This window comes from Marinobacter profundi (assembly GCF_002744715.1).
Taxonomy (GTDB): Bacteria; Pseudomonadota; Gammaproteobacteria; order Pseudomonadales; family Oleiphilaceae; genus Marinobacter; species Marinobacter profundi.
Genome location: NZ_KZ319373.1, coordinates 138344 through 162604 on the forward strand (window position 1 = coordinate 138344; position 24261 = coordinate 162604).

Consider the following 24261-nt stretch of genomic DNA (forward strand, 5'->3'; position numbering starts at 1 on the left):
GCGGAGCGCTGACAGCCGGCCGGTCGTTGCAGTGGATGACGAGGTGACGTTCACCGATGACTGCGTCTGACGGCAGTGAGTCTGCCGCCGCCCCGGTACGTCTGGTGGCCAGGCTGGCAAGCCTGGTCTGGTGGCTGTTGCTCTCCGTTCTGGTGCTGCTGGCGATTTATGTCGGTGTAGGCCGGCAGCTGACCCAGAACATCAACGACTACCGCGCGACGGTTGAGCAGCGGCTGTCAGCCCAGCTTGGTCAGGAGGTCAGCATTGGCACGCTCGCGGCCAGCTGGCAATGGCTTGACCCGGTACTGGAAGCCCGTGATGTCCGGGTCCATGGTCCCGGCGCCAGCAGTGGCGTGGCAGGCTCGCTCCAGCATTTACGGGTCCGCCTCGACAGCCTGGCCTCGCTGTTCCGTTTCCGCCTGGTGTTCGGTGACTTCGAAGCGGATGGCCTCGAGCTGACCCTGACCCGGGACTCCGCCGGCGAGATTGCCGTGCGTGGTGTTCCCGCCGATGGCCTGCAATCCGGTGACCTGTCACTCTGGCTGGACCGGGCCGGGGCCTGGCTGTCCGATCCGTCGGTGCGGATTACCCGGGTTGATCTCGGCATTCGTACCGATGGCAGCAATATCCGCTACGTCTCCATCCCCCAGCTCGACCTGGTGTATTCCCGGGGTCTGTTTCATATTGCCGGTCGTGCCATGCGTTCCGGCACCACCGAGCAGCTGGCAAGCTTCCGGCTGGTAGGGCGCCATTTCTTCCGTGGCGACTTTACCGGCCAGGCTTACCTGGAGCTCAGTTCCGGTCGCTGGTTTGACGAGCTGGTGGGCGACCTTGCCTGGCGCGACCTCAGCGCCGAGGGCTTCGATGTCGGTGGTCGCGCCTGGTTCACCTTCCAGGACGGTCGCCTGCAGCAGGCGACCGGGCGCCTCGAAACCCCCTATCTGCAATTACGCTCTGGCGAGGCCTCGCTGGCTCCCCTGGAGGCCATCGGTGCCGATTTCGGCTGGCGCCGTCCGGACAACCCGGAGGCGGCGTGGCTGGCCGGTGACTTTCATCTCAGGAACCTGACCTGGCGCTGGAACGGTGAGACGGTAAAGCCTTTCAGTCTCCGTCTGCACCGGGACCCCGAGGGTGTAACGGCCTATGGTCACGGCATAACCGTGGGCCCCCTCGCGCGCCTGGTGGATACCCTGAATCTGCTGCCGGAGCGTTTTGACCGGGCCCTGGGGAACTACCAGCCGGAAGGCCAGCTCGACAACTTGAGCCTGCGGGTGCCGGCAGCGGGCGGCTTCGAGCTGGTGAGCGGGCTGGTCGACGCCGGTGTCTCGGCCTATCGGGGCGCGCCGGGGGCCTCGGGGCTCAGTGGTGTGCTGATGATGGACCGCAGCGGTGGCCAGGTTCGTGTCCGTGGTGACAATGCCTCGCTGGGCTTTCCCCAACTGTTTGCCAATGCGTGGACCTTTGATCATGTGGAAGCCGCGGTGGGCTGGCGCCTCGAAGGCCCGGTCACCCGGGTATTTTCCGACGACATCACCATGCACTGGCGCCCCGATGGGAGTGCCGCGAGTGAGAGTCCGGACGGCGCTGACAGCCCGCCTGACAGTGGCACAGCGCGCCTGACCGGTGCGTTCGATCTGCGGCTGGATCGGGACGGTGAGGATAACCTCGGTCTGAAAGTGGCCGTCGAAAATGGCAGCGAGGCCATGCTGGCAGAGTTCGTGCCGGTTCACGTGGTGAGCCCGGCCCTGTATGAGTGGCTGAACATTGCAATCACCGATGCCCGGATTGACGACGGCGAATTCTATGGTCATGGCCTGATTGGCGAATCCGCCGGCAAGGGTTCGTTCGGCACGTCGATGCGGTACCGGTTTCGTGACGCCACGGTCCGTTATGATCCCCGCTGGCCGGCGGCAGAACAAGTCAGTGGCGAGGTCATCGTTAACAACGCCAGCGCCCGGGTTACCCTCGACCAGGCCCGTATAGGTGGCCTGGACCTGGCCAGTGGGGCGGTCAGGGTGAGTCCGGCAAATGATGGTACGACCGTGTTCGTGGACGCCTCGGCACCGGTGCCGGGCGAGGCGGTTGGCTTCTGGATGACCAACAGTCCCCTGGGTGAGATGGCCGGGGCTGCCGCCGCCAACCTGAAGTTTGCCGGCAATTACCAGCTCGACCTTGCGCTGGGGATTCCACTGGGCAGCCAGGCTGATCCGGACGTCGACGTCAGCATCGACACCGCCGGCGGCGCGGTGACCTATGAACCCGCTGGTTTGCAGTGGCGGGACCTGCAGGGGCGGGTGAGCTACAACAGCGGCAGCGGATTTGCCGGCGAACCGCTGGCTGGCCGCTTTATGGATCATCCGGTGCGGATTGGGTTAAGCCGCGCCGAGGGCAATGCTTTGCGCATCCGCCAGACCGGGGCCCTCGGGGTTGCCGAAGCCAGTACGGCGCCCTGGTGGCCGTTGCCGGGCGCTACGGGGCTGGCAGGCAGTATCAACTACACCGCCACCCTGGATGCCTCGCCGGAGACCGCGTCGGCCATTTCCTTCTACTCGGGGTTGCAGGATCTTGCCGTGGACTGGCCAATGCCGCTCGGTAAGGCGGCCGGGGAAGAACAGCCCCTGAAGGCGGTGCTGGACCTGGCCGATGAGCGGGGGCCGGTGTTGTCCGGTGTGCTGCAGGACCGGCTGGCATTTCGCATGCTGTGGGCGGATGGCCAGTTCCAGCGGGGCCGGGTGGCCCTGGGAACGGACGCCGTGGAGTTGCCGGAGGCCAACGGCCTGGTCATTAGCGGGCCGCTGGCGGTGCTGGATATTGGTCTCTGGCAGGCGGCGTTCGACCGGCTGGCGGCGGCCCCCGGGGACGCCGAGGCGGGTCAAGCCTCCGCCGGCGCTACCGGTGTGCGGCAGTGGTTCCGTCTGCTGGAGTTGGAACTGGGTGAGTTGCGGGTCGCTGGCCAGGCGTTCCCGGATATTGCCGTTACCGCGCGACCGACGGCAGATAGCTGGCTGATCGATACCCGGTCGCAGCGAGCCACCGGGCGTATCACCATTCCGGATTCACCGCTGACTCCGGTGAATGTCGATTTCCAGCAGCTCGGCATTGCCCCCAGCAACGGCGAGGATCCATCACGCCGGCAGTTTACCGTGGATGAGCAGCTGGAGGCATTCCGTGCCCTGGCGCTGGAAAACTGGCCGGACATCGACGTGCGGATCGCGGATCTGCGGCTGGGGGAGGAGTCGCTCGGGCAATGGTCATTCGGCCTGCGTCCCCAGCCAACGTTGCTCAGGGTCGAGGCGCTTCGCGGCAATCTGAGATCGCTGGCTTTTGATGGCGAACTGGCCTGGAGTATCGCCGGGGAGCGGGAGCGAACCCGGCTTACCGGCCAGTTGACGGGAGGCGGACTGTCTGACCTGGAGGGGCTGCTGACCGACGAAATGCCACTGCGCAACCAGAAGACCGAAATTGCGCTGGACCTGGAATGGCCGGGGCGGCCGGACGGCTTTGGCCTGGACGAACTCAGCGGCGACGTCAGCCTGCGACTGGATGACGGGGTGATTCTCGAGCAGAACAGCACTGCCCAGCTATTCCGCATCTTCAACATTCTCAATTCGGACAATCTTTGGCGGCGACTGCGGCTCGATTTCTCCGACCTTTACGAAGCCGGTGTCGCCTTTGATGCGCTGTCGGGCAAGGCGGTACTGACCAGTGGTAACCTGACCCTGGATCCGGAACTGCAGATCGTCGGGCCATCGGGGGCGTTCAAGCTGTCCGGCAGCACCAACCTCGCCGAAGAGACCCTGAACATGCGCCTGGTGGTGGTACTGCCATTGACCCAGAACCTGCCACTGGCGGCGATCCTGCTGGGTGCCGCACCCCTTGGCGGGGCACTCTTCGTTCTCGACAAGGTGTTGGGTGACCCGTTGAGCAAACTGACCAGCGCCACCTATAGTGTGAGTGGTAGCTGGGATGAGCCGGATGTGCGGTTGCGCAACGTGTTCGACACCGGCGAATGAAACCTGACGGCGGAGGAACCAACTGATGACGGCACTGCACAGCGAAGCACCGAACAGCTCGTTTCCCCACCGGGTGGCGGCCATCCAGATGGTCAGCGGCCGGGACCTGCAGGCCAACCTGGCCGAGGCGGCGCAGCTGCTGGCCAGGGCGGCAGACCAGGGCGCCCGGGTTGCCGTGCTGCCGGAGAACTTCGCCATACTCCAGACCTCGGAAATGGTCGAATGCGGCCGCCGGGAACTGTCAGGCGAGGGCGTGGTGAGGGCGTTCCTGGCGGAACAGGCCCGCACGCTGGGGCTGTGGATTGTCGGTGGTTCCATGCCGCTGGCTGACCGGCCGGATGGCGAGCCGATTGCCGGGCGGGTCCGCGCCAGCTGCCTGGTGTTCGACGACCACGGCCAGGAAGTCGCCCGCTATGACAAGATCCACCTGTTTGATGCCATGGTGGACGACGCCCATGGCCAGTATCGGGAGTCCGATACCTTCGAGCCTGGCGATGCTGTAGTGACGGTGCAGACCCCGGTCGGGGTGCTGGGGCTGGCGATCTGTTACGACCTGCGTTTTCCGGAGTTGTTCCGGGCCTTGCGGGAGCGGGGGGCAGACTGGGTGACCCTGCCCAGCGCGTTTACCTGGCAGACCGGTGATGCCCACTGGCATGCCCTGATCCGCGCCCGCGCCATCGAGAACCAGGTCTGGGTGGTGGCTGCCGGCCAGGGCGGCCACAACAGTCCCAAGCGCCGCACTTACGGTCACACCCTGATTGCTGACCCCTGGGGCCGGATCGCGGCGGAAATCGACGAGGGCGCGGGACTGGTGGTTGCCGATCTCAATCCCGACCAGCTGGAGCATGTGCGCACCCGGATGCCGGTCTGGCAGCACCGGCGCCTGTAAACCGGCGCCTGTAAACTGGCGCATATGGAGCCGGGTGGCAGCAGGGAAGCGGGCGCTCAGCCGGCTTCCGCGTCGTCGATGCGTTCCCGCAGGTAGCGGAACAGCTTGCGGGATTGTCCGGTGTTCTTGCCTTTCTCGACGTCCTTGCGGGCATTGCGGGCAAGGTTGCGCAAATGCTGGACTTCCGCCGCCGGACAGTACTCCATGAATTCCGTCACCGCCGAATCCCCTTCGGCGAGCATCCGGTCACGCCAGCGCTCGGCCAGGTGATGGCGGCGGGTGTGCTCCTCGCTGCCGGCATCGAAGGCATCGACCGCCCGCTGCAGGCCTTCCGGGTCCGCTTCCTGGCGGATGACCTTGCCGATGTACTGCAGGTGACGGCGCCGGGCCTCGTGCTGGCGGATTCGGCGGGATTCCACAATGGCGGCATGGAGGGTGTCGCTGATAGACAGGGTGGCCAGCTGGTCGTTATCCAGATCCAGCATCCGCTTGCCCAGTTCCTGGAGGGCGTGCATCTCCCGCTTGAGCTGGGATTTGCTCTTGCCAAACTCCTCGTCGTGATCCGGGTGTTCGTCGTGGTTGTAGTCGGTCATGGTGTGATCCGGAATGTGTTGATTATGAGGCGCGGCGGCAACCGGAGCGTCAGCCGTAGAAGATGGTCGCCAGGCCAAGGAATGCCATGAAACCCACCACATCAGTCACCGTGGTGAGAATGACGCTGCCGGCCAGGGCCGGGTCAATGTTGCGGGATTTCAGGAACAGGGGCAAGACCGTGCCCACCAGGGCAGCGGCCACCAGGTTGATCACCAGCGCGGCGGCAATGATGCCGCCAATCAGCAGGTCGCGGAACCACAGGGTCGCTGCGGTGGCCACCACGATGGCCCAGAGGATACCGTTGAGGGCACCTGCCAGGAACTCCCGGTTCAGCAGCCAGCGCACGTTGGCGCCGCTGATCTGGCCGACGGCCATGCCGCGGATAACCAGGGTCAGGGTCTGGCTGCCGGCAATGCCACCCATGCTGGCAACAATCGGCATCAGCACGGCGAGGGCAACCACCTTGGCGATGGTGTCTTCAAATATCCCGATCACCGCTGAGGCGGTAAATGCCGTCAGCAGGTTGATCCCCAGCCACACGGCCCGTCGCCGGGTGGTTTTCATCACCGGGGCAAAGGTGTCCTCGTCTTCATCGAGACCGGCCATACTCATCAGCGAGTGGTCCGCGTCCTCGCGGATAACGTCAACCACGTCATCGATGGTGATCCGGCCGAGCAGTCGGCCTTCCTCGCTGACCACCGGGGCGGAGATCAGGTCGTAGCGTTCGAACAGGGTGGCGACCTTGGTATCGCTCAGGCTGACCGGGATGGCTTCGATGTCGGTATCCATTACCTCCCGCACGGTGGTCGCGGGGTTGGAGACCAGCATCTTGGTAATCGGCAGCACCCCGATAAATTCGTCCCGCCGGCTCACCACAATCAGGCTGTCGGTCATCGGCGGCAGGGTTCGGTGCCGGCGCAGGTAGCGCAGCACCACGTCGATACTGATGTCCGGGCGCACCGTCACCGTATCGGTGTTCATCAGACCGCCGGCGGTGTCCTCCGGGTAGGACAGGACCTCCTCCACCCGCTGCCGGTCCTGCTCGTCCATGGTGTCGAGCACTTCCTGGATGACCGTGTCCGGCAGCTGCTGCAGCAGGTCGGCGAGGTCATCGGATTCGAAATCCTCAATAATGTCCGCCAGTTCCTGGGCGTTCAGCTGGCTGAGGAAGTAACCCCGGATGTCGTCACTGAGGTACTGGAGGACTTCACCTTCCAGCTGCTTGTCCACCAGGTTCCACAGCAGGGCACGCTGGCGGGGCGGAGAGGATTCGAGGAGGTGGGCGATATCACTGGGGCTCAGGCCACCGTTCAGGATGCGCGCAACCTGCTTCAGCGCACCACTGTCCAGGGCTTCACTCAACGAGCGAAGACGCTGGCGGGCCTGGCCTTTTTCCAGAATATCGGTCATGAGTCACCCGGTGCTGATGGCGGAAACTCAAGTATTATAGCGGACTTAGCTTTCGGTAGTGAGAAAGACTTGTAGGTGAATCCCGTACGGATTCCTATTCGCCTTCCCCGAAGTAGTCGTTGATCAGGGTTTCCAGGGCCGCCACAGCCCGTTCCTCGTCCGGGCCGTCGACGATCAGGTCGATCTCGGTCCCCTTGCTGGCGGCCAGCATCATCACCGGCATGATGCTTTTGGCGTCCACCTCGCGACCGTTACGGCCAAGCTGGATCGCGCTTTCGAACTCGCTGGCGGTGGCCACCAGCTTGGCGGCCGCTCGGGCATGGAGGCCGAGCTTGTTGATGATAGTAACGGGCTTGCGGATCATGGCAGGTTCAGTCGTCCCGGGTGTTCAGTTGCGGCAGTTCGGTATGGCGAATCTGGACGTTGCCATGACTGGCCGAGAAGATCCGCCCGAGCTGCTCGCAGATATACACCGAGCGGTGCTGGCCTCCGGTGCAGCCGATGGAGATGGTCATGTAGCTACGGTTGCTCTTGCCGAACGATGGCAGCCAGGACTCGATAAAGCCGGACAGGTCATTCACCATCTGGCGGCTCATCGGGTCGGCTTCGAGAAATTCGATAACCGGCTGGTCGAGGCCGGTGAAGGCCCTCAGTGCCGGGTCCCAGTAGGGATTGGGCAGGCAGCGGACGTCAAACACATAGTCGGAGTCCACCGGCACCCCGTGCTTGAAACCGAACGACTGGAACAGCAGGGCCATTTCCTGCTCGCGGCGCCCCACCACCCGCTGTTTCACCATGTCCCGCAGTTGGTAAATCGACATCCCTGTGGTGTCCACGTAAAGGTCGGCAAGCCGTGCCAGTGGTTCCAGCAACTGCTTTTCATTGCTGATGGCTTCCCGCAGGGAGGTGCGGTCATTGCTCAGCGGGTGCTTGCGGCGGGTGGCGTGAAAGCGTTGCAGCAGCGATTGTTCGGTGGCATCGAGAAAAATGATCTCGATGGTCATCCCGGCATGCTGCAGTTGCTGATAGATGTCTTCGAAATTGACGATGTCGTCCGACAGGTTGCGGGCGTCGATGCTCACCGCCATTTTCTTCAGGCGGCCGGGCGACGTTTGCGCCGCGGCTTCCTGGATGAGGGGTGACAGCAAACCGATCGGCAGGTTGTCGATGCAGTAGAAACCCAGGTCTTCCAGCACGTGCAGCGCGGTACTTTTGCCGGAGCCGGAACGGCCGCTGACGATGATCAGTTTCATGGTGCATTACCTCCCGTCATGCTGGTGCCGGTTAGCTGGCAGAGATCATGCGCTGGTAGAGCGAGTCGGCATCGGTGCATTGCCTCAGCAGGTCGCAGAAGCCGCGATCGTTGAATTTCTCGGCCAGCTGACTGAGCAGTTCAAGGTGTTCGCTGGTCGCTTCCTTGGGGACGATCAGGGCAAACAGCAAGTCGACCGGCTGGTTGTCGATGGCGTCGAAGGCGACGCCTTCCTCGAGGGTAATCAGTACACCCACGACATGGTCGCAACCTTCCAGGCGGCAATGGGGAATGGCTATCCCCTGGCCGATGCCGGTACTGCCAAGCCGCTCGCGGGAGACCAGGTTGTTAAAAATCTCGGTCTCATCCAGCGCCGGGTCATGCCGGTTCACCTGCTCGGCAATGAACTCCAGGATGCGCTTCTTGCTGGTACCCTGAACCCGGCACAGCGCGAGGTCTGGTGCCAGGATATTTTCGATGGTCAGTGTAGTGTCGGTCATGAATCGACGGGCTTTCCGTAAAAAAAGGCTGCGGTACGTGGTTCGTACCGCAGCTCGTTTTAAAGCATATGACGGAACTGCTGAGCCTTAGCGGGAGCCGTTACCGTGCATCCGGTCAACATTCTTTTCTTTGTGCTTCAGGACCTGCCGGTCCAGCTTGTCGATGAGGGCGTCGATTGCGGCATACATGTCCTCTTCTTCAGCCTTTGCGTGGATTTCACCACCATTCACATGCAACGTTCCTTCCGCCATGTTACGCACTTTTTCCACCTCCAGGGTCACCTGGCAATTGGTAATGTGGTCAAAGTGACGCTCAAGCTTTTCGAACTTTTCGGTTACGTAATCCTTCAGAGCGGGAGTCAGTTCGACGTGATGGCCTGAAATGTTGAGTTGCATAGGCGTCTCCTGTTGTCATCATGCCGGAGCAGTCCGCGCCGGCCGGGTGCCAGGTCACCGGAGTGGCTGGCGGTAGTTTAGTGGATCCGGGCCGGTGAAATAAGACCCTAGACCAGTCGTTTCCGTTCATTGGACGGTGGAATATGCATGGCTTCGCGGTATTTGGCCACCGTCCGTCGCGCAACCTTGATCCCTTCATCTCCAAGCATGGCGGCAATCTTGCTGTCGCTCAAGGGCTTTTTCGGGGTCTCCGTGGCAATCAGTTTCTTGATCATGGCACGGATTGCCGTGGAGGAACACTCTCCGCCCTCGTCGGTGCTGACGTGGCTGGAGAAAAAGTATTTCAGCTCGAAGATGCCCCGGGGTGTATGCATGTATTTCTGGGTGGTCACCCGAGAAATGGTCGATTCGTGCATTTCTACCGCTTGGGCAATATCCGACAGGATCAGCGGCTTCATGGCTTCTTCGCCATGGTCCAGAAAACCCTGCTGGTGTTCAACTATCCGGGTCGCTACTTTCAGCAGCGTCTCGTTGCGGCTCTGCAGGCTCTTGATGAACCACTTCGCTTCCTGCAGCTGGTCCCGCAGGTAGGTGTTGTCGGCACTGCTGTCCGCACGCCTTATAAGGGAAGCATAGCTCGCATTGACACGAATGCGCGGTGCAATTTCCGGGTTGAGCTCGACCCGCCAGCGATCGTTGTGCTTGCGGACAATGACGTCCGGAATCACGTAGTCGGGCTCGGCGCGGTCAATGGAATCGCCGGGCCGCGGGTTCAGCCCGGTAATCAGCGCCAGCACCTCTTTGAGCTGCTCTTCCTTCAGCCGGCTGCGGCGCAGCAGCTGGGCGTAGTCGCGGTTACCGAGCAGGTTGATGTAGTGGGTGACCACCAGCCGGGCCTGGGGCAGCCAGCGGGTCTCCGGCGGCAACTGGTTGAGCTGGATCAGCAGGCATTCCTGCAGGTTGCGGGCAAACACGCCGGGCGGGTCGAAATGCTGCAGCCGGTGCAGCACGGCTTCCACCTCATCGAGCTCGAGCGGGTCTTCATCGCTGTCCTCGGCCAGGCCGGCGTGGATTTCCTCCAGCGGGCTGGTGAGATAGCCGTGGTCGTCGACGGCGTCGAGCAGGGCATGGGCAATGGCCTGGTCCCGCTCGCTCAGCGGTGTCAGGTTGAGCTGCCATTCGAGGTGGTCGTGCAGGGTTTCCGACGGCGAGTTGCGCGACTCGAAGTCGTAGTCGTTCTCGTCGTCGTTGCGGGCGGCGGGTGCCGGTGCCGACTGATAGATGTCGTCCCACGCGGTATCCACCGGCAGGTCATCGGGAATGGTGTCGGGAATGTCGTTTTCGGAAGCCCAGTCCGGGCCGTTCTCGGATTCGTCCCATCCGGTATCGGTGTCGGTTTCGGAACCGGCGGGATTGCTGCTGTCGTCTGTGCTCCGGTCGTCACCGCCGGGCTCGTTGGTCTCCGGCAAGTCGTCGTGACCGTCGTCCTCGGAGGTTTCCAGCATGGGGTTGGAGTCCAGTGCCTGCTGGATTTCCTGTTGCAGGTCCAGGGTGGAAAGCTGGAGCAGTCTGATCGCCTGTTGCAGCTGGGGCGTCATGGTCAGGCTCTGACCGAGCTTTAACTGTAAAGAGGCTTTCATCACCATGGTCTGAATACCGTCATGCAATAACACCTGGCACCGGGTAACTCCTCATTCGGCGGTCGTTCCATTTTCCCGGATGGATAAAAAATGCTTATTTGATAGCTACTTGCCTCGCCGATCGAAATAACAAGCAAGTTTTCTGCCGAGTTTACTGGTTCGTGACAGGCAAGACAATCAGCCCGGGTCGCCGGGGCAGCTGATTCCGCTGCGCAACCCGGCCAACCCGAGGATTTACAGGCGGAATTCGTTACCGAGATAAACTTCCTTGACTTGCTGGTTGGCGAGGATGTCGGTGGCGTTGCCGGAGGCAATGATGTGGCCACCGCTGACGATGTAGGCGTTCTCGCAGATGTCCAGGGTCTCACGCACGTTGTGGTCGGTGATCAGCACGCCGATGCCCTTGTCCCGCAGGTGGCGGATGATGTGCTTGATGTCGCTGACCGAGATCGGGTCGACGCCGGCAAACGGTTCATCCAGCAGGATGAAGGCGGGCTCCATGGCCAGCGCGCGGGCAATTTCCACCCGCCGCCGCTCGCCGCCGGACAGTGCCATGCCGACGCTGTCGCGGATGTGGGTGATGTGAAACTCTTCCAGCAGCTCTTCCAGCTTGGCCTCGCGGTCGGCCTTCTTCAGGCCCTTGCGGGTCTCCAGAATGGCCATGATGTTGTCCCGCACGGTCAGCTTGCGGAATACCGAGGCTTCCTGGGGCAGGTAACCAATCCCTTTGCGGGCCCGGCCATGCATCGGTAGCGGCGTGATGTCGGTATTGTCGATGGTGATGCGGCCGTGGTCGGCGGGCACCAGTCCCACGATCATGTAAAAGCAGGTGGTCTTGCCGGCGCCGTTGGGGCCGAGCAGGCCGACGATTTCGCCGCTGCGGATCTCCAGGGAGACGTCGAGGACCACTTTTTTCTGCTTGTAGCTTTTCGCCAGGTGACTGGCCCTGAGAACTGCCATTGGCTTATTGCCCTTCCTTCTGCCCGTCGCTACTGCGGGGCTGGATAACCATCTCGACCCGGCCCGGGCCTTCGCCGTTCCGGGGAGCGCCTTCCGCGGTAACAACCCGCTGCGCGGTATCGTAATGAATGATGTCGCCGCGGAACAGGTTGCCGTCCTGCTCGATCACCGCTTCCTGTTCGAAGGTCAGCACGTTGTCCTTCGCCGAGTAGGTGATCCTGCGGGCACGGGCGTCGGTTTCGCCGTTGCCGTCGCGGGCGGGTTGCTGGTAGCGGGCCGGCTGGCCGTCCGCTTCGATGCGGGTCAGTTCGCCTTGTTCCCGGTACAGCACCACCCGGGCGGCGCTGAGTCGAGTGCGCTCCTGGGTCACCACCACCGAGCCGGTGTAGGTGGCGACACCCTTGCCATCGTCAAGCCGCGCGGTGTCCGCACTGATGGTGATCGGGGCGCCGGAGGTCAGGTCGAACCCCCAGGCCGCGGGAGCGAGGCCGGCCAGCGCGGCCAGCAGGGCGGCAGCCAGGGCAGGCCGGTTCGGCTTACGGTGTGTTGCGTTTGGCAGGCTCATAACGTCCTTCTACCTGTGATTCCAGTTCCAGGATGCGTTCGTCGATCCAGGCTTTCATGCCCGTGGCGCGGGTGACGCTGTAACGGTCGGTCATCTCCACGGGCGCGTCGGTGTATACCGTACGGTTGCGGTTGTCCACCGTCAGCTGTTCGGTGATCAGGGTCGCGTCCCGGCCGCCCCCGAGAGGGCGGGTCAGCACCACGTTGCCCTCCAGTTCAACGATGTCCGTACCCTCGGTGAAACGGCCGTTATCGGCCCGAAGGGTCCAGGGTACGCCACTGCTCTCGTCATACAGGGTGGCTTCCGGCGCCATCATAGTCGCCAGCCGGGTCGATTCAAACTGTTCAATGCGCGGGCTCTCGATGTGGCTGGTGAGCTGGCCGGTTTCGTTGAATGCCAGGTAACGGCCGTTGACCACGAAACCGTCCGGCTCGGTAGCGCCCCGCAGGTCCGCCGCTGCCGTCGGTTCGCGGGGCTCGTCGCTCTGCCACAACAACGATGCCAGCGCCAGGATGCTGGCAATCAGCGCCAGGGTTCTGACCCAGGGGCGGCCGGCGAGATCCAGGATGGCCCCCATCAACGGGGCTCCAGGTAACGGGCCAGGGCAGCGTCGAGCTGGCCATTGGCGGTCAGCAGCAGGTCGCAGGCTTCGCGGACGGCGCCGCTGCCACCGGCTGCCCGGGTGCAGTAATCGGCGTGCTGGCGGACGAACCAGTGGCCGTCAGGCACGGTTATGCCGAGGCCGGCATAGCGGATGGCCGGCAGGTCCGGCAGGTCGTCGCCCATGTAGGCAATCTGCGCTGCCGGTATCCCGAGGGTTTCGTTCAGCTCCAGCAACGCCACCCGCTTGTCTTCGCGGCCCTGCATCAGATGCGGGATACCCAGGTCTCGCATGCGCTTCTCGGTCAGCGGCGAGGTGCGGCCGGTGATCACCGCCACGGTAATGCCCGCCGCCATCACCTGCTTCATCCCCAGACCGTCGAGGATGTTGAAGGCCTTGAGTTCGTCGCCGTTGGCGCTGAAGAACAGCTTGCCATCGGTCATGATGCCGTCCACATCGAGGGCCAGCAGGCGGATGCCGCGGGCTTTTTCCAGTGCCGCGGCGGGCCACTCGGGGGGCTGCAGAGTCATCGGGTTGCTCATCTCAATTGATTCCTTGAAGCGCTCAAATTAAATAACCCCTTAAATAACCCTCTAAATAACCCCGGCCCGCAGCAGGTCATGCATGTTGATGGCGCCGACCAGGTGGCCGCTGCGGTCGGTCACTGGCAGGGCGTTGATTTTCATCTCTTCCATGATGTTCAGTGCCTCGGCGGCCAGCTGGTCGTCATGAATGGTCTTGCCGTTACGGGTCATCACGTCGCGGATCGGAGTGCTGTGGACATCAATGGAGCGGTCGAGGGTGCGGCGCAGGTCGCCGTCGGTGAACACGCCCACCAGGTCTCCGGCGCTGTTGATCACCGTAGTCATGCCCAGGCCCTTGCGGGAAATTTCCAGCAGGGCACCGCTGAGGGGCGTGTCCTCGTTGACCCGGGGGATGCGGTCGCCGGCGTGCATGATGTCGGCCACCCGCAGCAGCAGGCGACGGCCAAGGCTGCCACCGGGGTGGGAAAACGCGAAATCCTCGGCGCTGAAACCGCGGGCCTCCAGCAGTGCCACCGCCAGGGCGTCGCCCATTACCAGGGTGGCCGTGGTGCTCGACGTAGGCGCCAGGCCGAGCGGACAGGCTTCCTGGGCGACGCTGACGTCAAGGTTGGCCACCGCCTCGCGGGCGAGTACGGACGCCGGGTTGCCGGTCATGCTGATCAGCGGTGCTCCCATGCGCTTGATCAGCGGCAGGATGGTCAGCACTTCACTGGTGTTGCCGGAGTTGGAGATCGCCAGCACCACGTCCTGCCCGGTGATCATGCCGAGGTCGCCGTGGCTGGCCTCTCCGGGGTGGACAAAGAACGACGGCGTGCCGGTGCTGGCCAAAGTGGCCGCAATCTTGTTGCCGATATGGCCCGATTTACCCATGCCGGTGACCACCACGCGCCCCTGGCAATCCATGATAACCTCGCAGGCGCGCTCAAAATGGTCGTCGATGCGTCCGCTCAGTGCGTCAATGGCATCCCGCTCGATCTCAACGGCGCGCAGGGCGGAGGCGCGGTAACCTGCGGTCTTGCCGGGGCGGGCACCGGCGCCGGCCGGGGTGTCAGGGCGAGTGTCGGAATGCGCGCCGGGCTGGGCGGCGGATGTCTTGGACGTGGTCATAGGTGTTCCGGTCCGGAAATTGGCTGCCTGAAAACGTTGGCGGCAGTATATCACTTTAAGCCCGTGGCGTTGCCCGGTGGCGCACATGTTCAGCTTAACTGAACATTGCGGTCAGGATATTTTGGGTTCAACGCATTGAGCTTGGCGCTGTGTTGGCATAATGTACACCCCCGCAACGCGGCGGCTTGGAACGGATGGTTTATGGAGTCTTCCACCTATATATCAGTCAGGGACGTGGTTTTCTCAAGGGGAAACCGGCGGATCTTCGACGGTGTCACCCTGGATATCCCGAAGGGCAAGATAACGGCCATCATGGGACCGTCCGGTACCGGCAAGACGACGCTGCTGAAACTGATTGGCGGCCAGTTGCGCCCTGCCAGCGGCGAAATCGTGGTGGCCGGAGAACGGGTCCACAAGCTCAGTCGCAAGGCACTTTACCGCCTGCGGGAGAAGATGGGCATGCTGTTCCAGAGCGGCGCGCTGTTTACCGATCTCAGCACCTTTGAAAACGTCGCCTTTCCGCTGCGGGTCCATACCAGCCTGCCGGAAGACATGATCCGCGACATTGTACTGATGAAGCTTGAAGCCGTCGGCCTGCGCGGTGCGCGGGACCTGATGCCTTCGGAGCTGTCCGGAGGCATGACCCGTCGGGTGGCGCTGGCGCGCAGTATTGCGCTGGACCCGGAGCTGATCATGTACGACGAACCGTTTGCCGGCCAGGATCCCATTGCCATGGGGGTGCTGGTCAAACTGATCCGGGATCTCAACAGTTCCATGGGGCTGACCAGTGTGCTGGTGTCCCACGATGTGCCCGAGTCCCTCAGTATCTGCCATTACGCCTGCATCATTGCCGATGGCAAGGTGATCGGGCAGGGTACCCCGGAGGAGCTCCGCCAGCACCCGTCTGACCAGGTGCAGCAGTTCCTCCAGGGCCAGCCGGACGGCCCGGTACCGTTCCATTACCCGGCCCCGGATGCGGTGACCGACTGGGGCGTGACAGGAGCCGGCCAATGATCGACAGAATTGCCAGTCTGGGCCGCACCGGCCTCGATGTGATCGCATCCCTCGGGCGTTCCGGCCGCTTCCTGGTCGGCACCCTCGCGGGGGTGCCGCAACCCCGGGTCGGTCTGCCGCTGCTGATCCGCCAGCTCTATTCGGTGGGTGTGCTGTCGCTGGCCATTATTATTGTCTCCGGTCTGTTCATCGGTATGGTGCTGGGGCTGCAGGGCTTCACCATCCTCTCCGACTACGGCTCCGAGGCGGCGATCGGCCAGATGATTGCACTGACGCTGTTGCGGGAACTGGGCCCGGTGGTGACGGCGCTGTTGTTTGCCGGTCGTGCCGGATCGGCGCTGACTGCCGAGATCGGCCTGATGAAAGCCACCGAGCAACTCTCCAGCATGGAAATGATGGGGGTGGACCCGTTGCGCCGGGTGATTGCGCCGCGCCTGTGGGCCGGTTTTATCGCCATGCCGATACTGGCACTGATCTTCTCGGTGGTGGGTATCTGGGGCGGCATGCTGGTGAGCGTGGAGTGGTTGGGGGTGTTTGAAGGTTCCTTCTGGGCCAACATGCAGTCCTCCGTCGAATTTGTGGATGACGTCATCAACGGCGTCATCAAGAGCATCGTGTTCGGCTTCGTGTGCAGCTGGATTGCGGTGTACCAGGGCTACGATTGCATACCGACGTCCGCCGGCATCAGCTCGGCCACCACCAAAACGGTGGTTTACTCCTCCCTGGCAGTGCTGGGGCTGGATTTCGTGCTGACGGCGGTAATGTTCGGAAACTTCTGAGCAGCGTGTTTCGGGATACTTTTTCGGGATATTTAAAGGGGAGCCAGCAATGGCGCAGAGAACAACAGAAATCATTGTCGGGCTGTTCATCATTGCCGGGTGTGCCGCGCTGCTGGTGCTGGCGCTGCAGGTTAGCGGGCTGACACCTAAGTCACCGGGCGAGACCTACACGGTCTATGCGCGCTTCAACGATGCCGGCGGCCTGACCCCGCGGGGCAAGGTTTCCATGGCTGGCGTCACCGTTGGCAGCATCCGCGAGATCGACCTCGACAAGGACACCTTCCAGGCCGTGGTGGCGATGGAGATCAACGCTGCGGTGGACACCATTCCCACCGACAGTTCCGCAATTATACGTACATCCGGGCTGCTCGGTGAGCAGTACATTGATATATCCGTCGGGGCAGACGAAACATCAATGAAGCAGGGCGATGCTTTCTATTCAACTCAGTCTGCGATGAATCTCGAGCGCATGATCAGCAACTTTGCCTCTGGCCGCTGATCGCGCTCGGCGCAGGCCCTTATGCTGTAGAACAGACGTCCGGATGCCCGTCACGTCGCAGGAACTGAACCGGGGCCGACCTGCAGGTGCCCGGGATATACAGGAGAGAATCATGGTTTTGATCAGGCAATTACTTCCCGTCCTTGCCCTTGTGCTGGCGGTTGTAATGGCGCCCGCACACGCCGGTCCCGAAGAGGACCTGCGTCAGTATGTGGATGACAATACCCAGAAGCTGGTCAACAAGCTCAACGCCGAGCGCGGCCTGTATGAAGCCGACCCGGAAGCCTTCTATCGCAGCATGGACGATGCCCTGCGGGATTTCGTCGATTTCCGCCGTATCGCGGCACGGGTCATGGGGCGCTATGCCCGGCAGACCACACCGGCGCAGCGGGATGAATTTGTCGAGAAGTTCAAGCGCAGCCTGTTCGACAGCTACGCCCAGGCGTTGGTGGAAAGCCAGGATTTCCAGATCATCGTGCAGGAAGCCGTCATCAACGAGCAGGACAGCGGCCGCGCGTCGGTGCAGATGGAAGTGATCTCCGCCACCGGCAACCGCTATCCGGTGACCTACTCCATGTATCTCAGCAAAGATGGCCGCTGGCTGATGGAGAATGTCATCGTCGAGGGCGTCAACATCGGCCTGGCGTTCCGTGATCGTTTCAGCCAGGAAATGGAACAGAATCGTGGCCAGGTGCAGGCGGTGATTGACGGCTGGGGTGATGCGGTGAAGTCGCTGGATCTCGACCAGGAGGTCAACAACACGTGAACAACCACGCACCGGCCGCAGCTGTCGCGGTCACCAGGGCAGGGGACCATTGTCTTGCCCTCAGTGGCGTTGTGACCCCGGATAACGTTGCCGACCTCCGTGCCGCCGGTGACCAACTGATTGCGGCTGAAGGCCAGGATCTCACCGTCGACCTGTCCGCGGTGGAGTGCGCCCACAGCGTGGTGCTGTCCCTGCTGCTGTGCTGGCAGCGCCTGGCCGCCTCCCGCAACCTGACACTGACCTTCTCCGGCGTCAGCGAGCGCCTGCATTCCCTGGCTGCGCTCAGTGGCCTGGTGGATCATCTGCCGGGCTTCGCTGCCCATCACGCCGGCTGACTGATAAACCATCACCGGGTCCGCTGCAGCAAAGCTGACCCGGACTGCAGAATTGGTTACAATCCCGCCCCTGATTTGAAAATACCCTGAGGACTGTTTTATGGAAGCCCACGAAGTCGTCGAACTGGTCAAACAAGCCCTGCCGGACTGCGAGGTTCAGGTGCAGGTAGACGGCAATCATTACATGGTTGTTGTGGTGGGCGAGGTCTTTGAAGGGCTGTCGACCATCAAGCGTCAGCAGCTGATCAACAAGGCCCTGTTTTCCCGGGTCCTCGACGGTACCATTCATGCCCTGCATCCCAAAGCGTTTACGCCGGCTGAATGGGCGGCCCGCCAGGGTTGATGACCGGTCTCTGATTACAGGATAACTATTGTGGACAAACTTCTGATCCGGGGCCGTAATCCCCTTGATGGTGAAATCCGGATTTCCGGCGCCAAGAACTCGGCACTGCCGATCCTGGCCTCGACCCTGCTCGCCGACGAGCCGGTCACCATTGGCAACCTGCCGCACCTGAACGACATCACCACCATGATCGAGCTGCTCGGCCGCATGGGTGTGGAACTGATGATTGATGAGAAGCTGAGTGTGGAAGTCCACGCCAACACCATCAAGCACTTCCATGCGCCCTACGAGCTGGTGAAAACCATGCGCGCCTCCATCCTGGTGCTGGGGCCGCTGCTGGCCCACTTCGGTGAAGCGGAAGTCTCGCTGCCCGGTGGCTGTGCCATCGGGACCCGCCCGGTCAACCTGCACATCCACGGCCTCGAGCTGATGGGTGCGGACATCAAGGTGGAGAATGGCTATATCAAGGCCAAGACCAACGGTCGCCTCAAGGGTGCCCATATCTTCCTTGATACCGTCACCGTCACCGGTACCGAGAACCTGCTGATGGCCGCCACCCTGGCCGACGGCAAGACCATTCTCGAAAACGCGGCCCGCGAACCGGAAGTGGTCGACCTGGCCGAGTGCCTGATCGCCATGGGCGCCGACATCAAGGGCCATGGCACGGCGACCATCGAGATCAACGGCGTGGAACGGCTGCACGGCTGTCACTACAACGTGCTGCCGGACCGCATCGAAACCGGCACCTACCTGGTGGCTGCCGCCGCAACCGGCGGCCGGGTGAAACTGAAAGACACCCGTGAAGACATCCTGGAAGCCGTCCTGCTCAAGCTGGAAGAGGCCGGCGCGCACATCAGTACCGGGGCCGACTGGATCGAACTGGACATGAAGGGCAACCGCCCGAAAGCGGTTAACCTGCGTACCGCACCGTACCCGGCGTTCCCCACCGACATGCAGGCCCAGTTCGCCGCCATGAACGCGGTGGCCGAAGGCACCGGTACCATCGTCGAGACGGTGTTCGAGAACCGCTTCATGCACCTGCAGGAGCTGATCCGCATGGGTGCCGACATCACCCTGGAAGGCAATGCCTGCATCATCAAGGGCGTCGACCATTTGACCGGCGCACCGGTGATGGCCACCGACCTGCGGGCCTCGGCAAGCCTGGTGATCGCCGGCCTGGTCGCGGAAGGCGACACCATCGTGGATCGCATCTACCACATCGACCGTGGCTACGAATGCATTGAAGAGAAACTGCAGCTGCTCGGTGGCATTATCCGCCGGCTGCCAGCCCGTGCAGGGGCTAACTAACCGGAAGGCGACATGACTGACTCCATCACCATCGCGCTGTCGAAGGGGCGAATTCTCAAGGAAACCCTGCCGCTGCTGAAAGAGGCGGGCATCGAGCTGCTGGATGACATCGAAAAATCCCGCAAGCTGGTGTTTCCCACTACCGACCCCAACGTGCGGGTACTGATCATCCGTGCCACCGACGTGCCCACCTACGTGCAGTATGGCGGCGCCGACCTGGGGGTAACCGGCAAGGACGTGCTGATGGAGCACGGTGGCGAGGGGCTTTATGAGCCGCTCGATCTCAACATCGCCCGCTGCCGCCTGATGACTGCCGGCCCCAAGGACCGGCAGCCACCCCAGGGCCGGCTCCGGGTCGCGACCAAGTTTGTCAACCTGGCACGCCGCTATTACTCGTCCCAGGGCCGCCAGGCGGATATCATCAAGCTCTATGGCGCGATGGAACTGGCCCCGATCCTGGGCCTGGCCGATGAAATTGTCGATATCGTCGACACCGGCAACACCCTGAAGGCCAATGGCCTGGAACCGCGGGAGCTGATCGAACACATCAGCACCCGCCTGGTGGCCAACCGCGCGTCGATGAAGATGAAACACCAGTTGCTGCACCCCATCATCGAAAAGATGGGCGTTGCGGTAGAACGCCGAAGAACCGAAGAGATTGCCTGACTGCTCAATTTTGCCGAACGACACAACCCAAAGCTCATAGCGGGAATCTGACCATGACTGACGTCACCATCAAGCGCCTGTCAGCCGCCCAGGCTGATTTCGATACAGCTCTTTCCACCCTGCTGGCCTGGGAAGACAGCGTCGACCACCAGGTCAACGAGGCGGTACGTCATATCCTGCATCAGGTCAGAACCCGCGGTGACGCAGCGGTACTCGAGTTCACCGAAAAATTCGATCAGGTCAGCGCTGCCAGCGTGGCCGAACTTGAAGTGTCCCAGGCCCGCCTGCAGGAAGCCCTTGAGCGCATCCCCCGGGACCAGCGGCGCGCCCTCGAGCAGGCCGCTGACCGCATCCGCGATTACCACCAGCGTCAGTTGCAGAACTCCTGGCAGTACGAGGATGCCGACGGCACCGTACTCGGCCAGAAAGTGACCCCGCTGGACCGGGCCGGCCTCTACGTACCCGGCGGTAAGGCCGCGTACCCGTCCTCGGTACTGATGAACGCCATTCCGGCGAAGGTTGCCGGCGTCAGCGAGGTCATCATGGTGGTACCGACCCCGGCCGGGGTAGTGAACGACATGGTACTGGCCGCCGCCGCCATCGCCGGCGTCGACCGCGTGTTCACCATCGGTGGCGCCCAGGCCGTGGGCGCACTGGCCTATGGCACCGACACCGTACCGGCCGTCGACAAAATCGTCGGCCCCGGTAACATCTACGTTGCCACTGCCAAGCGCGAAGTCTTCGGCGTCGTCGGCATCGACATGATTGCCGGCCCGTCCGAGATCCTCGTCATCTGCGACGGCAAGACCGACCCGGACTGGATCGCCATGGACCTGTTCTCCCAGGCGGAACACGACGAACAGGCCCAGTCCATCCTTATCAGCCCGAGCCGCGACTACCTCGACCAGGTTGAAGCCAGCATCCGCAAACTGCTGCCCACCATGGAACGTGCCGACATCATCGCCACCTCCATCAGCAACCGTGCCGCCCTGATTGAAGTCGCCGACCTCAGCGAGGCCGCCGCCATCTCCAACCGCATCGCCCCGGAACACCTGGAGCTGTCCGTTGAAGACCCTGAAGCCCTGATCGAAGAAATCCGCCATGCCGGCGCCATCTTCAAGGGCCGCTACACCGCCGAAGCCCTCGGCGACTACTGCGCAGGCCCCAACCACGTCCTGCCCACCAGCGGCACCGCACGGTTCTCGTCACCCCTGGGCGTCTACGACTTCCAGAAGCGCTCCTCCATCATCGGCTTCAGCGCCAAAGGCGCCGACCGCATGGGACGCGTGGCCTCTGTACTGGCCCGGGGCGAAGGTCTGACCGCACACGCGCGGTCGGCTGAATATCGTATTAAAGAGAGCTGAAGTTAACTCAACAGTATGGGAGGAGGGCGGGTAGTCCTTCCCGGGAATGTCGGAGGCCATGGATGGCCGGAGTCAAGCGCACATGGAGGTGCTTGCAGCGTTTCCCGGGAAGGACTACCCGCCCTCCGTTTCCTCAGGAGTATGTGTCATGAGCAAGTTCTGGAGCCCATTGGTCGCAACGTTGGTGCCCTACACCCCGGGCGAGCAACCCAAAATCCCCAATCTGGTCAAACTCAACACCAACGAAAACCCCTACGGCCCAAGCCCCAAAGTCATCGAGGCCATCAAAACCGAACTCAATGACAACCTGCGCCTCTACCCGGATCCCGAAGGCGATGCCCTCAAAGCCGCCATCGCCAGCTACTACCAGGTAGACCGCAACCAGGTCTTCGTCGGCAACGGCTCCGACGAAGTGCTCGCCCACATCTTCTACGCCCTGTTCCAGCACGGCCAGCCGATCCTGTATCCGGACGTCACCTACAGCTTCTACCCGGTTTACTGCGGCCTCTACAACATCCCCAGTAACCCCGTCGCGCTGACCGACAGCTTCGAGATCAACCCGGAAGACTACAAACAGCCCAACGGTGGCATCATCTTCCCCAACCCGAACGCCCCCACCGGCCGCTACCTGCCGCTGGACCAGGTTGAGGAAATCCTTGCTGCCAACCCGGATCGAGTCGTGGTGGTGGATGAAGCCTATGTCGACTTCGGTGGCGAAACTGCCATCCGCCTGGTGACCAGGTACCCGAACCTGCTGGTCTGCCAGACCCTCTCCAAGGCCCGCTCTCTGGCCGGCCTGCGGGTCGGTTTTGCGGTGGGCCAGGCGGAACTGATCGAGGCCCTCGAGCGGGTCAAGAACAGCTTCAACTCCTACCCGCTGGACCGCCTTGCCCTGGCCGGTGCGGTCGCCGCCTTTGAAGATCACGAATGGTTCGAGAAATGCTGCCAGGGCGTGATCGGCGAACGCGAACGGGTGACCGGCGCCCTCGAGGCGTTGGGCTTCGAAGTGTTGCCGTCCAAGGCCAACTTCATCTTTGCCCGCAAGCCGGGAGTTGAGGGCGAAGCCCTGGCCCGGGGGTTACGGGAGCAGGGCATCATCGTCCGCCACTTCAACAAGCCGCGAATCAGTGATTTCCTGCGCATTACCATCGGCACTGCCGAGCAGAACGACGCCCTGATTGCCGGCCTGAAATCGTTGTAGGCTGAAGGAGGAAAGGCAAATGGCACACCGCGACGACATTCTGCGCAAGATCGATGAATGGCTGCTGCCGGAGAACTTCCAGGATTACTGCCCCAATGGCCTGCAGGTCGAGGGCAGGGCCGAGGTAAACCGCATCGTCACCGGAGTCACCGCCTCCCAGGCCCTGCTGGACGCCGCGGTCGCCGCCGGTGCCGACATGATCCTGGTCCATCACGGTTACTTCTGGAAGGGTGAAGAGCCGAACGTCCGTGGCATGAAGAAGCGCCGCCTGAAGACCCTGCTCGACCACGACATCAACCTGGTGGCCTACCACCTGCCGCTGGATGACCATCCGGACTATGGCAACAACCGCCGCCTGGCTGAAGTGCTGGGCATCGGCCAGGCCCGGCCGCTGGAAGGGCTGGTCTGGCAGGGAGAGTTGGCTGACGCCATGTCGCCGGCGGACTTTGCCAGCCATCTCGCCGCAAAGCTCGGTCGCCAGCCATTACACGTGGGTGAGGGCAAGGCGCTGATCAAGCGGGTGGGTTGGTGCACGGGCGCGGCGCAGGGCTATATCACCAAAGCCCTGGAAGCGGGCCTGGATGCGTTCATCAGCGGGGAAATTTCAGAGCCTACCACCCATACCGCGCGGGAATGCGGCATCCACTACTTTGCCGCTGGCCACCATGCCACCGAACGTTACGGGGTGCAGGCGCTGGGGGAGGCGCTGGCAGGCGAGTTTGGCATCGCCCACCAGTTCATCGACTGTGACAATCCGGTCTGAGCGCCAGGGCGCTCAGGCCCGTTCCTTCTTCGGCAGACCGTAATCTTCGGCCAGGGTGCCTTTTTCCCCGGGATCGCTTTTCGGTGCGTAATCCCGCGGCGGCTCGACGCCATCTTCCCGGACATCTTCCAGGCGGGCGCGGGAGGTCTCGCGCTCGAGCTCTGCCTGCCAGTCTTCATCGTTGCACAACCGGTTGGCACCGCGGGCCATGTGCTGGTTTACATCCCGGTAGGCATCATTGAACCGGCGCAACAGGTGGGCAGATTCCATGAAGTGCTCGTTAACCTGAGCCTGGTAGCGGGTATATTCGCTTCTGAGTTCGTCTATCTGCTGTTCGGCGCGGCGCTGACGCAGAGTGGAACCCTGGCCGGAACGGCCAACCAGAACCCCGATCACAACGCCCACAATCAGAGCGGCTACGGCGGCCAGAATCAGGTTTGTCATAAGCGGTGTCGTCCTTTTACAAATTGATGAGCAGTGCCCGTTACCGGAGTATAACGTCCCAATCCGCTCCCGCCCATTGTTACCGGCTGAGCCAATCGTCGTATTGTTACTCGCCGATAGCCTGGCGAGGGCAAATGCCGGGTTCGGGGACAGACCCAAGGTCAGTCCCCACAGGTGGCCAGCGCGGCCCGGCACCGTGCCAGGGGGCTGACCTCGGGTCTGTCCCCGGAAGCCGGACAGCGCGGCCAAGTAGCGGACGAGGGGGCTGGCCTTGGGTCTGTCCCCGGAAGCCGATCGCAAGCGGGCA

General features: G+C 62.7%; 26 protein-coding genes. 13 read left to right on the forward strand and 13 right to left on the reverse strand.

The genetic code is table 11. From position 1 onward, the window contains the following. Positions 1-56: 56 nt before the first annotated feature. The gene (locus tag CLH61_RS13815) at positions 57-4013 is read left to right on the forward strand and encodes a YhdP family protein (protein WP_099615340.1); all 3957 of its coding nucleotides are present in this window, start codon (positions 57-59) and stop codon (positions 4011-4013) included. 25 nt (positions 4014-4038) lie between these two features. Further along, a complete protein-coding gene (locus CLH61_RS13820) occupies positions 4039-4902 on the forward strand; it encodes a carbon-nitrogen hydrolase family protein (RefSeq protein WP_099615341.1) in 864 nt (287 codons plus the stop codon). 56 nt (positions 4903-4958) lie between these two features. On the opposite strand, the gene yjgA is transcribed toward CLH61_RS13820, so the two are convergent. From yjgA to CLH61_RS13880, 12 genes are all read right to left on the reverse strand, one after another. Beyond that, positions 4959-5495 carry a ribosome biogenesis factor YjgA gene (yjgA, locus tag CLH61_RS13825; protein ID WP_099615342.1) on the reverse strand — a complete coding sequence of 179 codons (537 nt, stop codon included), beginning with the start codon at positions 5493-5495 and terminating at the stop codon, positions 4959-4961. Positions 5496-5544: 49 nt separating this feature from the next. Continuing rightward, positions 5545-6906 carry a magnesium transporter gene (mgtE, locus tag CLH61_RS13830; RefSeq protein WP_099615343.1) on the reverse strand — a complete coding sequence of 454 codons (1362 nt, stop codon included), beginning with the start codon at positions 6904-6906 and terminating at the stop codon, positions 5545-5547. Between the two features lie 94 nt (positions 6907-7000). Continuing rightward, positions 7001-7270 (reverse strand): HPr family phosphocarrier protein, encoded by a 270-nt coding sequence (locus CLH61_RS13835; RefSeq protein WP_099615344.1) that lies wholly within the window; start codon positions 7268-7270, stop codon positions 7001-7003. A 7-nt stretch (positions 7271-7277) separates the two neighbouring features. Further along, positions 7278-8159, reverse strand: a complete 882-nt coding sequence (gene rapZ / locus CLH61_RS13840; RefSeq protein ID WP_099615345.1) for an RNase adapter RapZ — start codon at positions 8157-8159, stop codon at positions 7278-7280. 31 nt (positions 8160-8190) lie between these two features. Next, positions 8191-8658 carry a PTS IIA-like nitrogen regulatory protein PtsN gene (ptsN, locus tag CLH61_RS13845; RefSeq protein ID WP_099615346.1) on the reverse strand — a complete coding sequence of 156 codons (468 nt, stop codon included), beginning with the start codon at positions 8656-8658 and terminating at the stop codon, positions 8191-8193. Between the two features lie 87 nt (positions 8659-8745). Continuing rightward, complete coding sequence (gene hpf / locus CLH61_RS13850; RefSeq protein WP_099615347.1) at positions 8746-9054, reverse strand: ribosome hibernation promoting factor; 309 nt, start codon at positions 9052-9054, stop codon at positions 8746-8748. Between the two features lie 107 nt (positions 9055-9161). Next, positions 9162-10700 (reverse strand): RNA polymerase factor sigma-54, encoded by a 1539-nt coding sequence (locus CLH61_RS13855; protein ID WP_228152650.1) that lies wholly within the window; start codon positions 10698-10700, stop codon positions 9162-9164. Between the two features lie 228 nt (positions 10701-10928). Next, a complete protein-coding gene (lptB, locus tag CLH61_RS13860) occupies positions 10929-11654 on the reverse strand; it encodes an LPS export ABC transporter ATP-binding protein (RefSeq protein WP_099615348.1) in 726 nt (241 codons plus the stop codon). Positions 11655-11658: 4 nt separating this feature from the next. Next, on the reverse strand, positions 11659-12219 hold the full coding sequence (gene lptA, locus CLH61_RS13865) for a lipopolysaccharide transport periplasmic protein LptA (RefSeq protein ID WP_099615349.1): 561 nt from the start codon (positions 12217-12219) through the stop codon (positions 11659-11661). Next, entirely contained in the window at positions 12191-12796 is a 606-nt protein-coding gene (gene lptC, locus CLH61_RS13870) for an LPS export ABC transporter periplasmic protein LptC (RefSeq protein ID WP_099615350.1), read from the reverse strand. Before lptC ends, lptA begins: the two co-directional genes overlap by 29 nt. Further along, positions 12796-13362, reverse strand: coding sequence for a KdsC family phosphatase (locus CLH61_RS13875; RefSeq protein ID WP_099615351.1), 567 nt, complete (start codon positions 13360-13362; stop codon positions 12796-12798). Before CLH61_RS13875 ends, lptC begins: the two co-directional genes overlap by 1 nt. A 51-nt stretch (positions 13363-13413) precedes the next feature. Next, complete coding sequence (locus CLH61_RS13880) at positions 13414-14472, reverse strand: KpsF/GutQ family sugar-phosphate isomerase (RefSeq protein WP_099615352.1); 1059 nt, start codon at positions 14470-14472, stop codon at positions 13414-13416. Positions 14473-14673: 201 nt separating this feature from the next. On the opposite strand from CLH61_RS13880, the gene CLH61_RS13885 reads away from it, so the two are divergent. The 11 genes from CLH61_RS13885 to CLH61_RS13935 all read left to right on the forward strand — a co-directional run bounded on the left by CLH61_RS13885 (position 14674) and on the right by CLH61_RS13935 (position 23510). Next, on the forward strand, positions 14674-15486 hold the full coding sequence (locus CLH61_RS13885) for an ATP-binding cassette domain-containing protein (RefSeq protein ID WP_099615353.1): 813 nt from the start codon (positions 14674-14676) through the stop codon (positions 15484-15486). After that, a complete protein-coding gene (mlaE, locus tag CLH61_RS13890; protein WP_099615354.1) occupies positions 15483-16265 on the forward strand; it encodes a lipid asymmetry maintenance ABC transporter permease subunit MlaE in 783 nt (260 codons plus the stop codon). Before CLH61_RS13885 ends, mlaE begins: the two co-directional genes overlap by 4 nt. 49 nt (positions 16266-16314) lie before the next feature. Next, entirely contained in the window at positions 16315-16764 is a 450-nt protein-coding gene (gene mlaD, locus CLH61_RS13895) for an outer membrane lipid asymmetry maintenance protein MlaD (protein WP_099615355.1), read from the forward strand. A gap of 112 nt (positions 16765-16876) precedes the next feature. After that, positions 16877-17530, forward strand: coding sequence for an MlaC/ttg2D family ABC transporter substrate-binding protein (locus CLH61_RS13900; RefSeq protein ID WP_099615356.1), 654 nt, complete (start codon positions 16877-16879; stop codon positions 17528-17530). Further along, the gene (locus tag CLH61_RS13905; protein WP_099615357.1) at positions 17527-17865 is read left to right on the forward strand and encodes an STAS domain-containing protein; all 339 of its coding nucleotides are present in this window, start codon (positions 17527-17529) and stop codon (positions 17863-17865) included. The genes CLH61_RS13900 and CLH61_RS13905 overlap by 4 nt, the downstream gene beginning before the upstream one ends. Positions 17866-17965: 100 nt before the next feature. Further along, positions 17966-18208, forward strand: coding sequence for a BolA/IbaG family iron-sulfur metabolism protein (locus CLH61_RS13910; RefSeq protein WP_099615358.1), 243 nt, complete (start codon positions 17966-17968; stop codon positions 18206-18208). Between the two features lie 30 nt (positions 18209-18238). Next, positions 18239-19516 (forward strand): UDP-N-acetylglucosamine 1-carboxyvinyltransferase, encoded by a 1278-nt coding sequence (gene murA / locus CLH61_RS13915; protein WP_099615359.1) that lies wholly within the window; start codon positions 18239-18241, stop codon positions 19514-19516. A gap of 12 nt (positions 19517-19528) precedes the next feature. After that, the gene (gene hisG, locus CLH61_RS13920) at positions 19529-20182 is read left to right on the forward strand and encodes an ATP phosphoribosyltransferase (protein ID WP_099615360.1); all 654 of its coding nucleotides are present in this window, start codon (positions 19529-19531) and stop codon (positions 20180-20182) included. Between the two features lie 53 nt (positions 20183-20235). Continuing rightward, on the forward strand, positions 20236-21546 hold the full coding sequence (gene hisD, locus CLH61_RS13925) for a histidinol dehydrogenase (RefSeq protein ID WP_099615361.1): 1311 nt from the start codon (positions 20236-20238) through the stop codon (positions 21544-21546). Between the two features lie 148 nt (positions 21547-21694). Then, on the forward strand, positions 21695-22747 hold the full coding sequence (gene hisC / locus CLH61_RS13930) for a histidinol-phosphate transaminase (RefSeq protein ID WP_099615362.1): 1053 nt from the start codon (positions 21695-21697) through the stop codon (positions 22745-22747). A 19-nt stretch (positions 22748-22766) separates the two neighbouring features. Continuing rightward, the gene (locus CLH61_RS13935; RefSeq protein ID WP_099615363.1) at positions 22767-23510 is read left to right on the forward strand and encodes a Nif3-like dinuclear metal center hexameric protein; all 744 of its coding nucleotides are present in this window, start codon (positions 22767-22769) and stop codon (positions 23508-23510) included. 12 nt (positions 23511-23522) lie between these two features. Here CLH61_RS13935 and CLH61_RS13940 read toward each other — a convergent pair whose 3' ends face one another. Beyond that, positions 23523-23954 carry a Z-ring associated ZapG family protein gene (locus tag CLH61_RS13940; RefSeq protein WP_099615364.1) on the reverse strand — a complete coding sequence of 144 codons (432 nt, stop codon included), beginning with the start codon at positions 23952-23954 and terminating at the stop codon, positions 23523-23525. Positions 23955-24261 lie beyond the last annotated feature (307 nt).

Excerpts from the sequence above, each read along its gene's own strand:
- hisC (WP_099615362.1), top strand. The coding sequence starts at position 21,695 with ATGAGCAAGTTCTGGAGCCCATTGGTCGCAACGTTGGTGCCCTACACC.
- hisD (WP_099615361.1), top strand. The coding sequence starts at position 20,236 with ATGACTGACGTCACCATCAAGCGCCTGTCAGCCGCCCAGGCTGATTTC.
- mgtE (WP_099615343.1), bottom strand. The coding sequence starts at position 6,906 with ATGACCGATATTCTGGAAAAAGGCCAGGCCCGCCAGCGTCTTCGCTCG.
- lptC (WP_099615350.1), bottom strand. The coding sequence starts at position 12,796 with ATGGGGGCCATCCTGGATCTCGCCGGCCGCCCCTGGGTCAGAACCCTG.
- hisG (WP_099615360.1), top strand. The coding sequence starts at position 19,529 with ATGACTGACTCCATCACCATCGCGCTGTCGAAGGGGCGAATTCTCAAG.
- CLH61_RS13875 (WP_099615351.1), bottom strand. The coding sequence starts at position 13,362 with ATGAGCAACCCGATGACTCTGCAGCCCCCCGAGTGGCCCGCCGCGGCA.
- CLH61_RS13935 (WP_099615363.1), top strand. The coding sequence starts at position 22,767 with ATGGCACACCGCGACGACATTCTGCGCAAGATCGATGAATGGCTGCTG.
- CLH61_RS13880 (WP_099615352.1), bottom strand. The coding sequence starts at position 14,472 with ATGACCACGTCCAAGACATCCGCCGCCCAGCCCGGCGCGCATTCCGAC.
- yjgA (WP_099615342.1), bottom strand. The coding sequence starts at position 5,495 with ATGACCGACTACAACCACGACGAACACCCGGATCACGACGAGGAGTTT.
- CLH61_RS13885 (WP_099615353.1), top strand. The coding sequence starts at position 14,674 with ATGGAGTCTTCCACCTATATATCAGTCAGGGACGTGGTTTTCTCAAGG.
- lptB (WP_099615348.1), bottom strand. The coding sequence starts at position 11,654 with ATGGCAGTTCTCAGGGCCAGTCACCTGGCGAAAAGCTACAAGCAGAAA.
- CLH61_RS13835 (WP_099615344.1), bottom strand. The coding sequence starts at position 7,270 with ATGATCCGCAAGCCCGTTACTATCATCAACAAGCTCGGCCTCCATGCC.
- CLH61_RS13815 (WP_099615340.1), top strand. The coding sequence starts at position 57 with ATGACTGCGTCTGACGGCAGTGAGTCTGCCGCCGCCCCGGTACGTCTG.
- ptsN (WP_099615346.1), bottom strand. The coding sequence starts at position 8,658 with ATGACCGACACTACACTGACCATCGAAAATATCCTGGCACCAGACCTC.
- lptA (WP_099615349.1), bottom strand. The coding sequence starts at position 12,219 with ATGAGCCTGCCAAACGCAACACACCGTAAGCCGAACCGGCCTGCCCTG.
- CLH61_RS13900 (WP_099615356.1), top strand. The coding sequence starts at position 16,877 with ATGGTTTTGATCAGGCAATTACTTCCCGTCCTTGCCCTTGTGCTGGCG.
- CLH61_RS13910 (WP_099615358.1), top strand. The coding sequence starts at position 17,966 with ATGGAAGCCCACGAAGTCGTCGAACTGGTCAAACAAGCCCTGCCGGAC.
- rapZ (WP_099615345.1), bottom strand. The coding sequence starts at position 8,159 with ATGAAACTGATCATCGTCAGCGGCCGTTCCGGCTCCGGCAAAAGTACC.
- hpf (WP_099615347.1), bottom strand. The coding sequence starts at position 9,054 with ATGCAACTCAACATTTCAGGCCATCACGTCGAACTGACTCCCGCTCTG.
- CLH61_RS13820 (WP_099615341.1), top strand. The coding sequence starts at position 4,039 with ATGACGGCACTGCACAGCGAAGCACCGAACAGCTCGTTTCCCCACCGG.
- CLH61_RS13855 (WP_228152650.1), bottom strand. The coding sequence starts at position 10,700 with ATGGTGATGAAAGCCTCTTTACAGTTAAAGCTCGGTCAGAGCCTGACC.
- mlaD (WP_099615355.1), top strand. The coding sequence starts at position 16,315 with ATGGCGCAGAGAACAACAGAAATCATTGTCGGGCTGTTCATCATTGCC.
- CLH61_RS13940 (WP_099615364.1), bottom strand. The coding sequence starts at position 23,954 with ATGACAAACCTGATTCTGGCCGCCGTAGCCGCTCTGATTGTGGGCGTT.
- mlaE (WP_099615354.1), top strand. The coding sequence starts at position 15,483 with ATGATCGACAGAATTGCCAGTCTGGGCCGCACCGGCCTCGATGTGATC.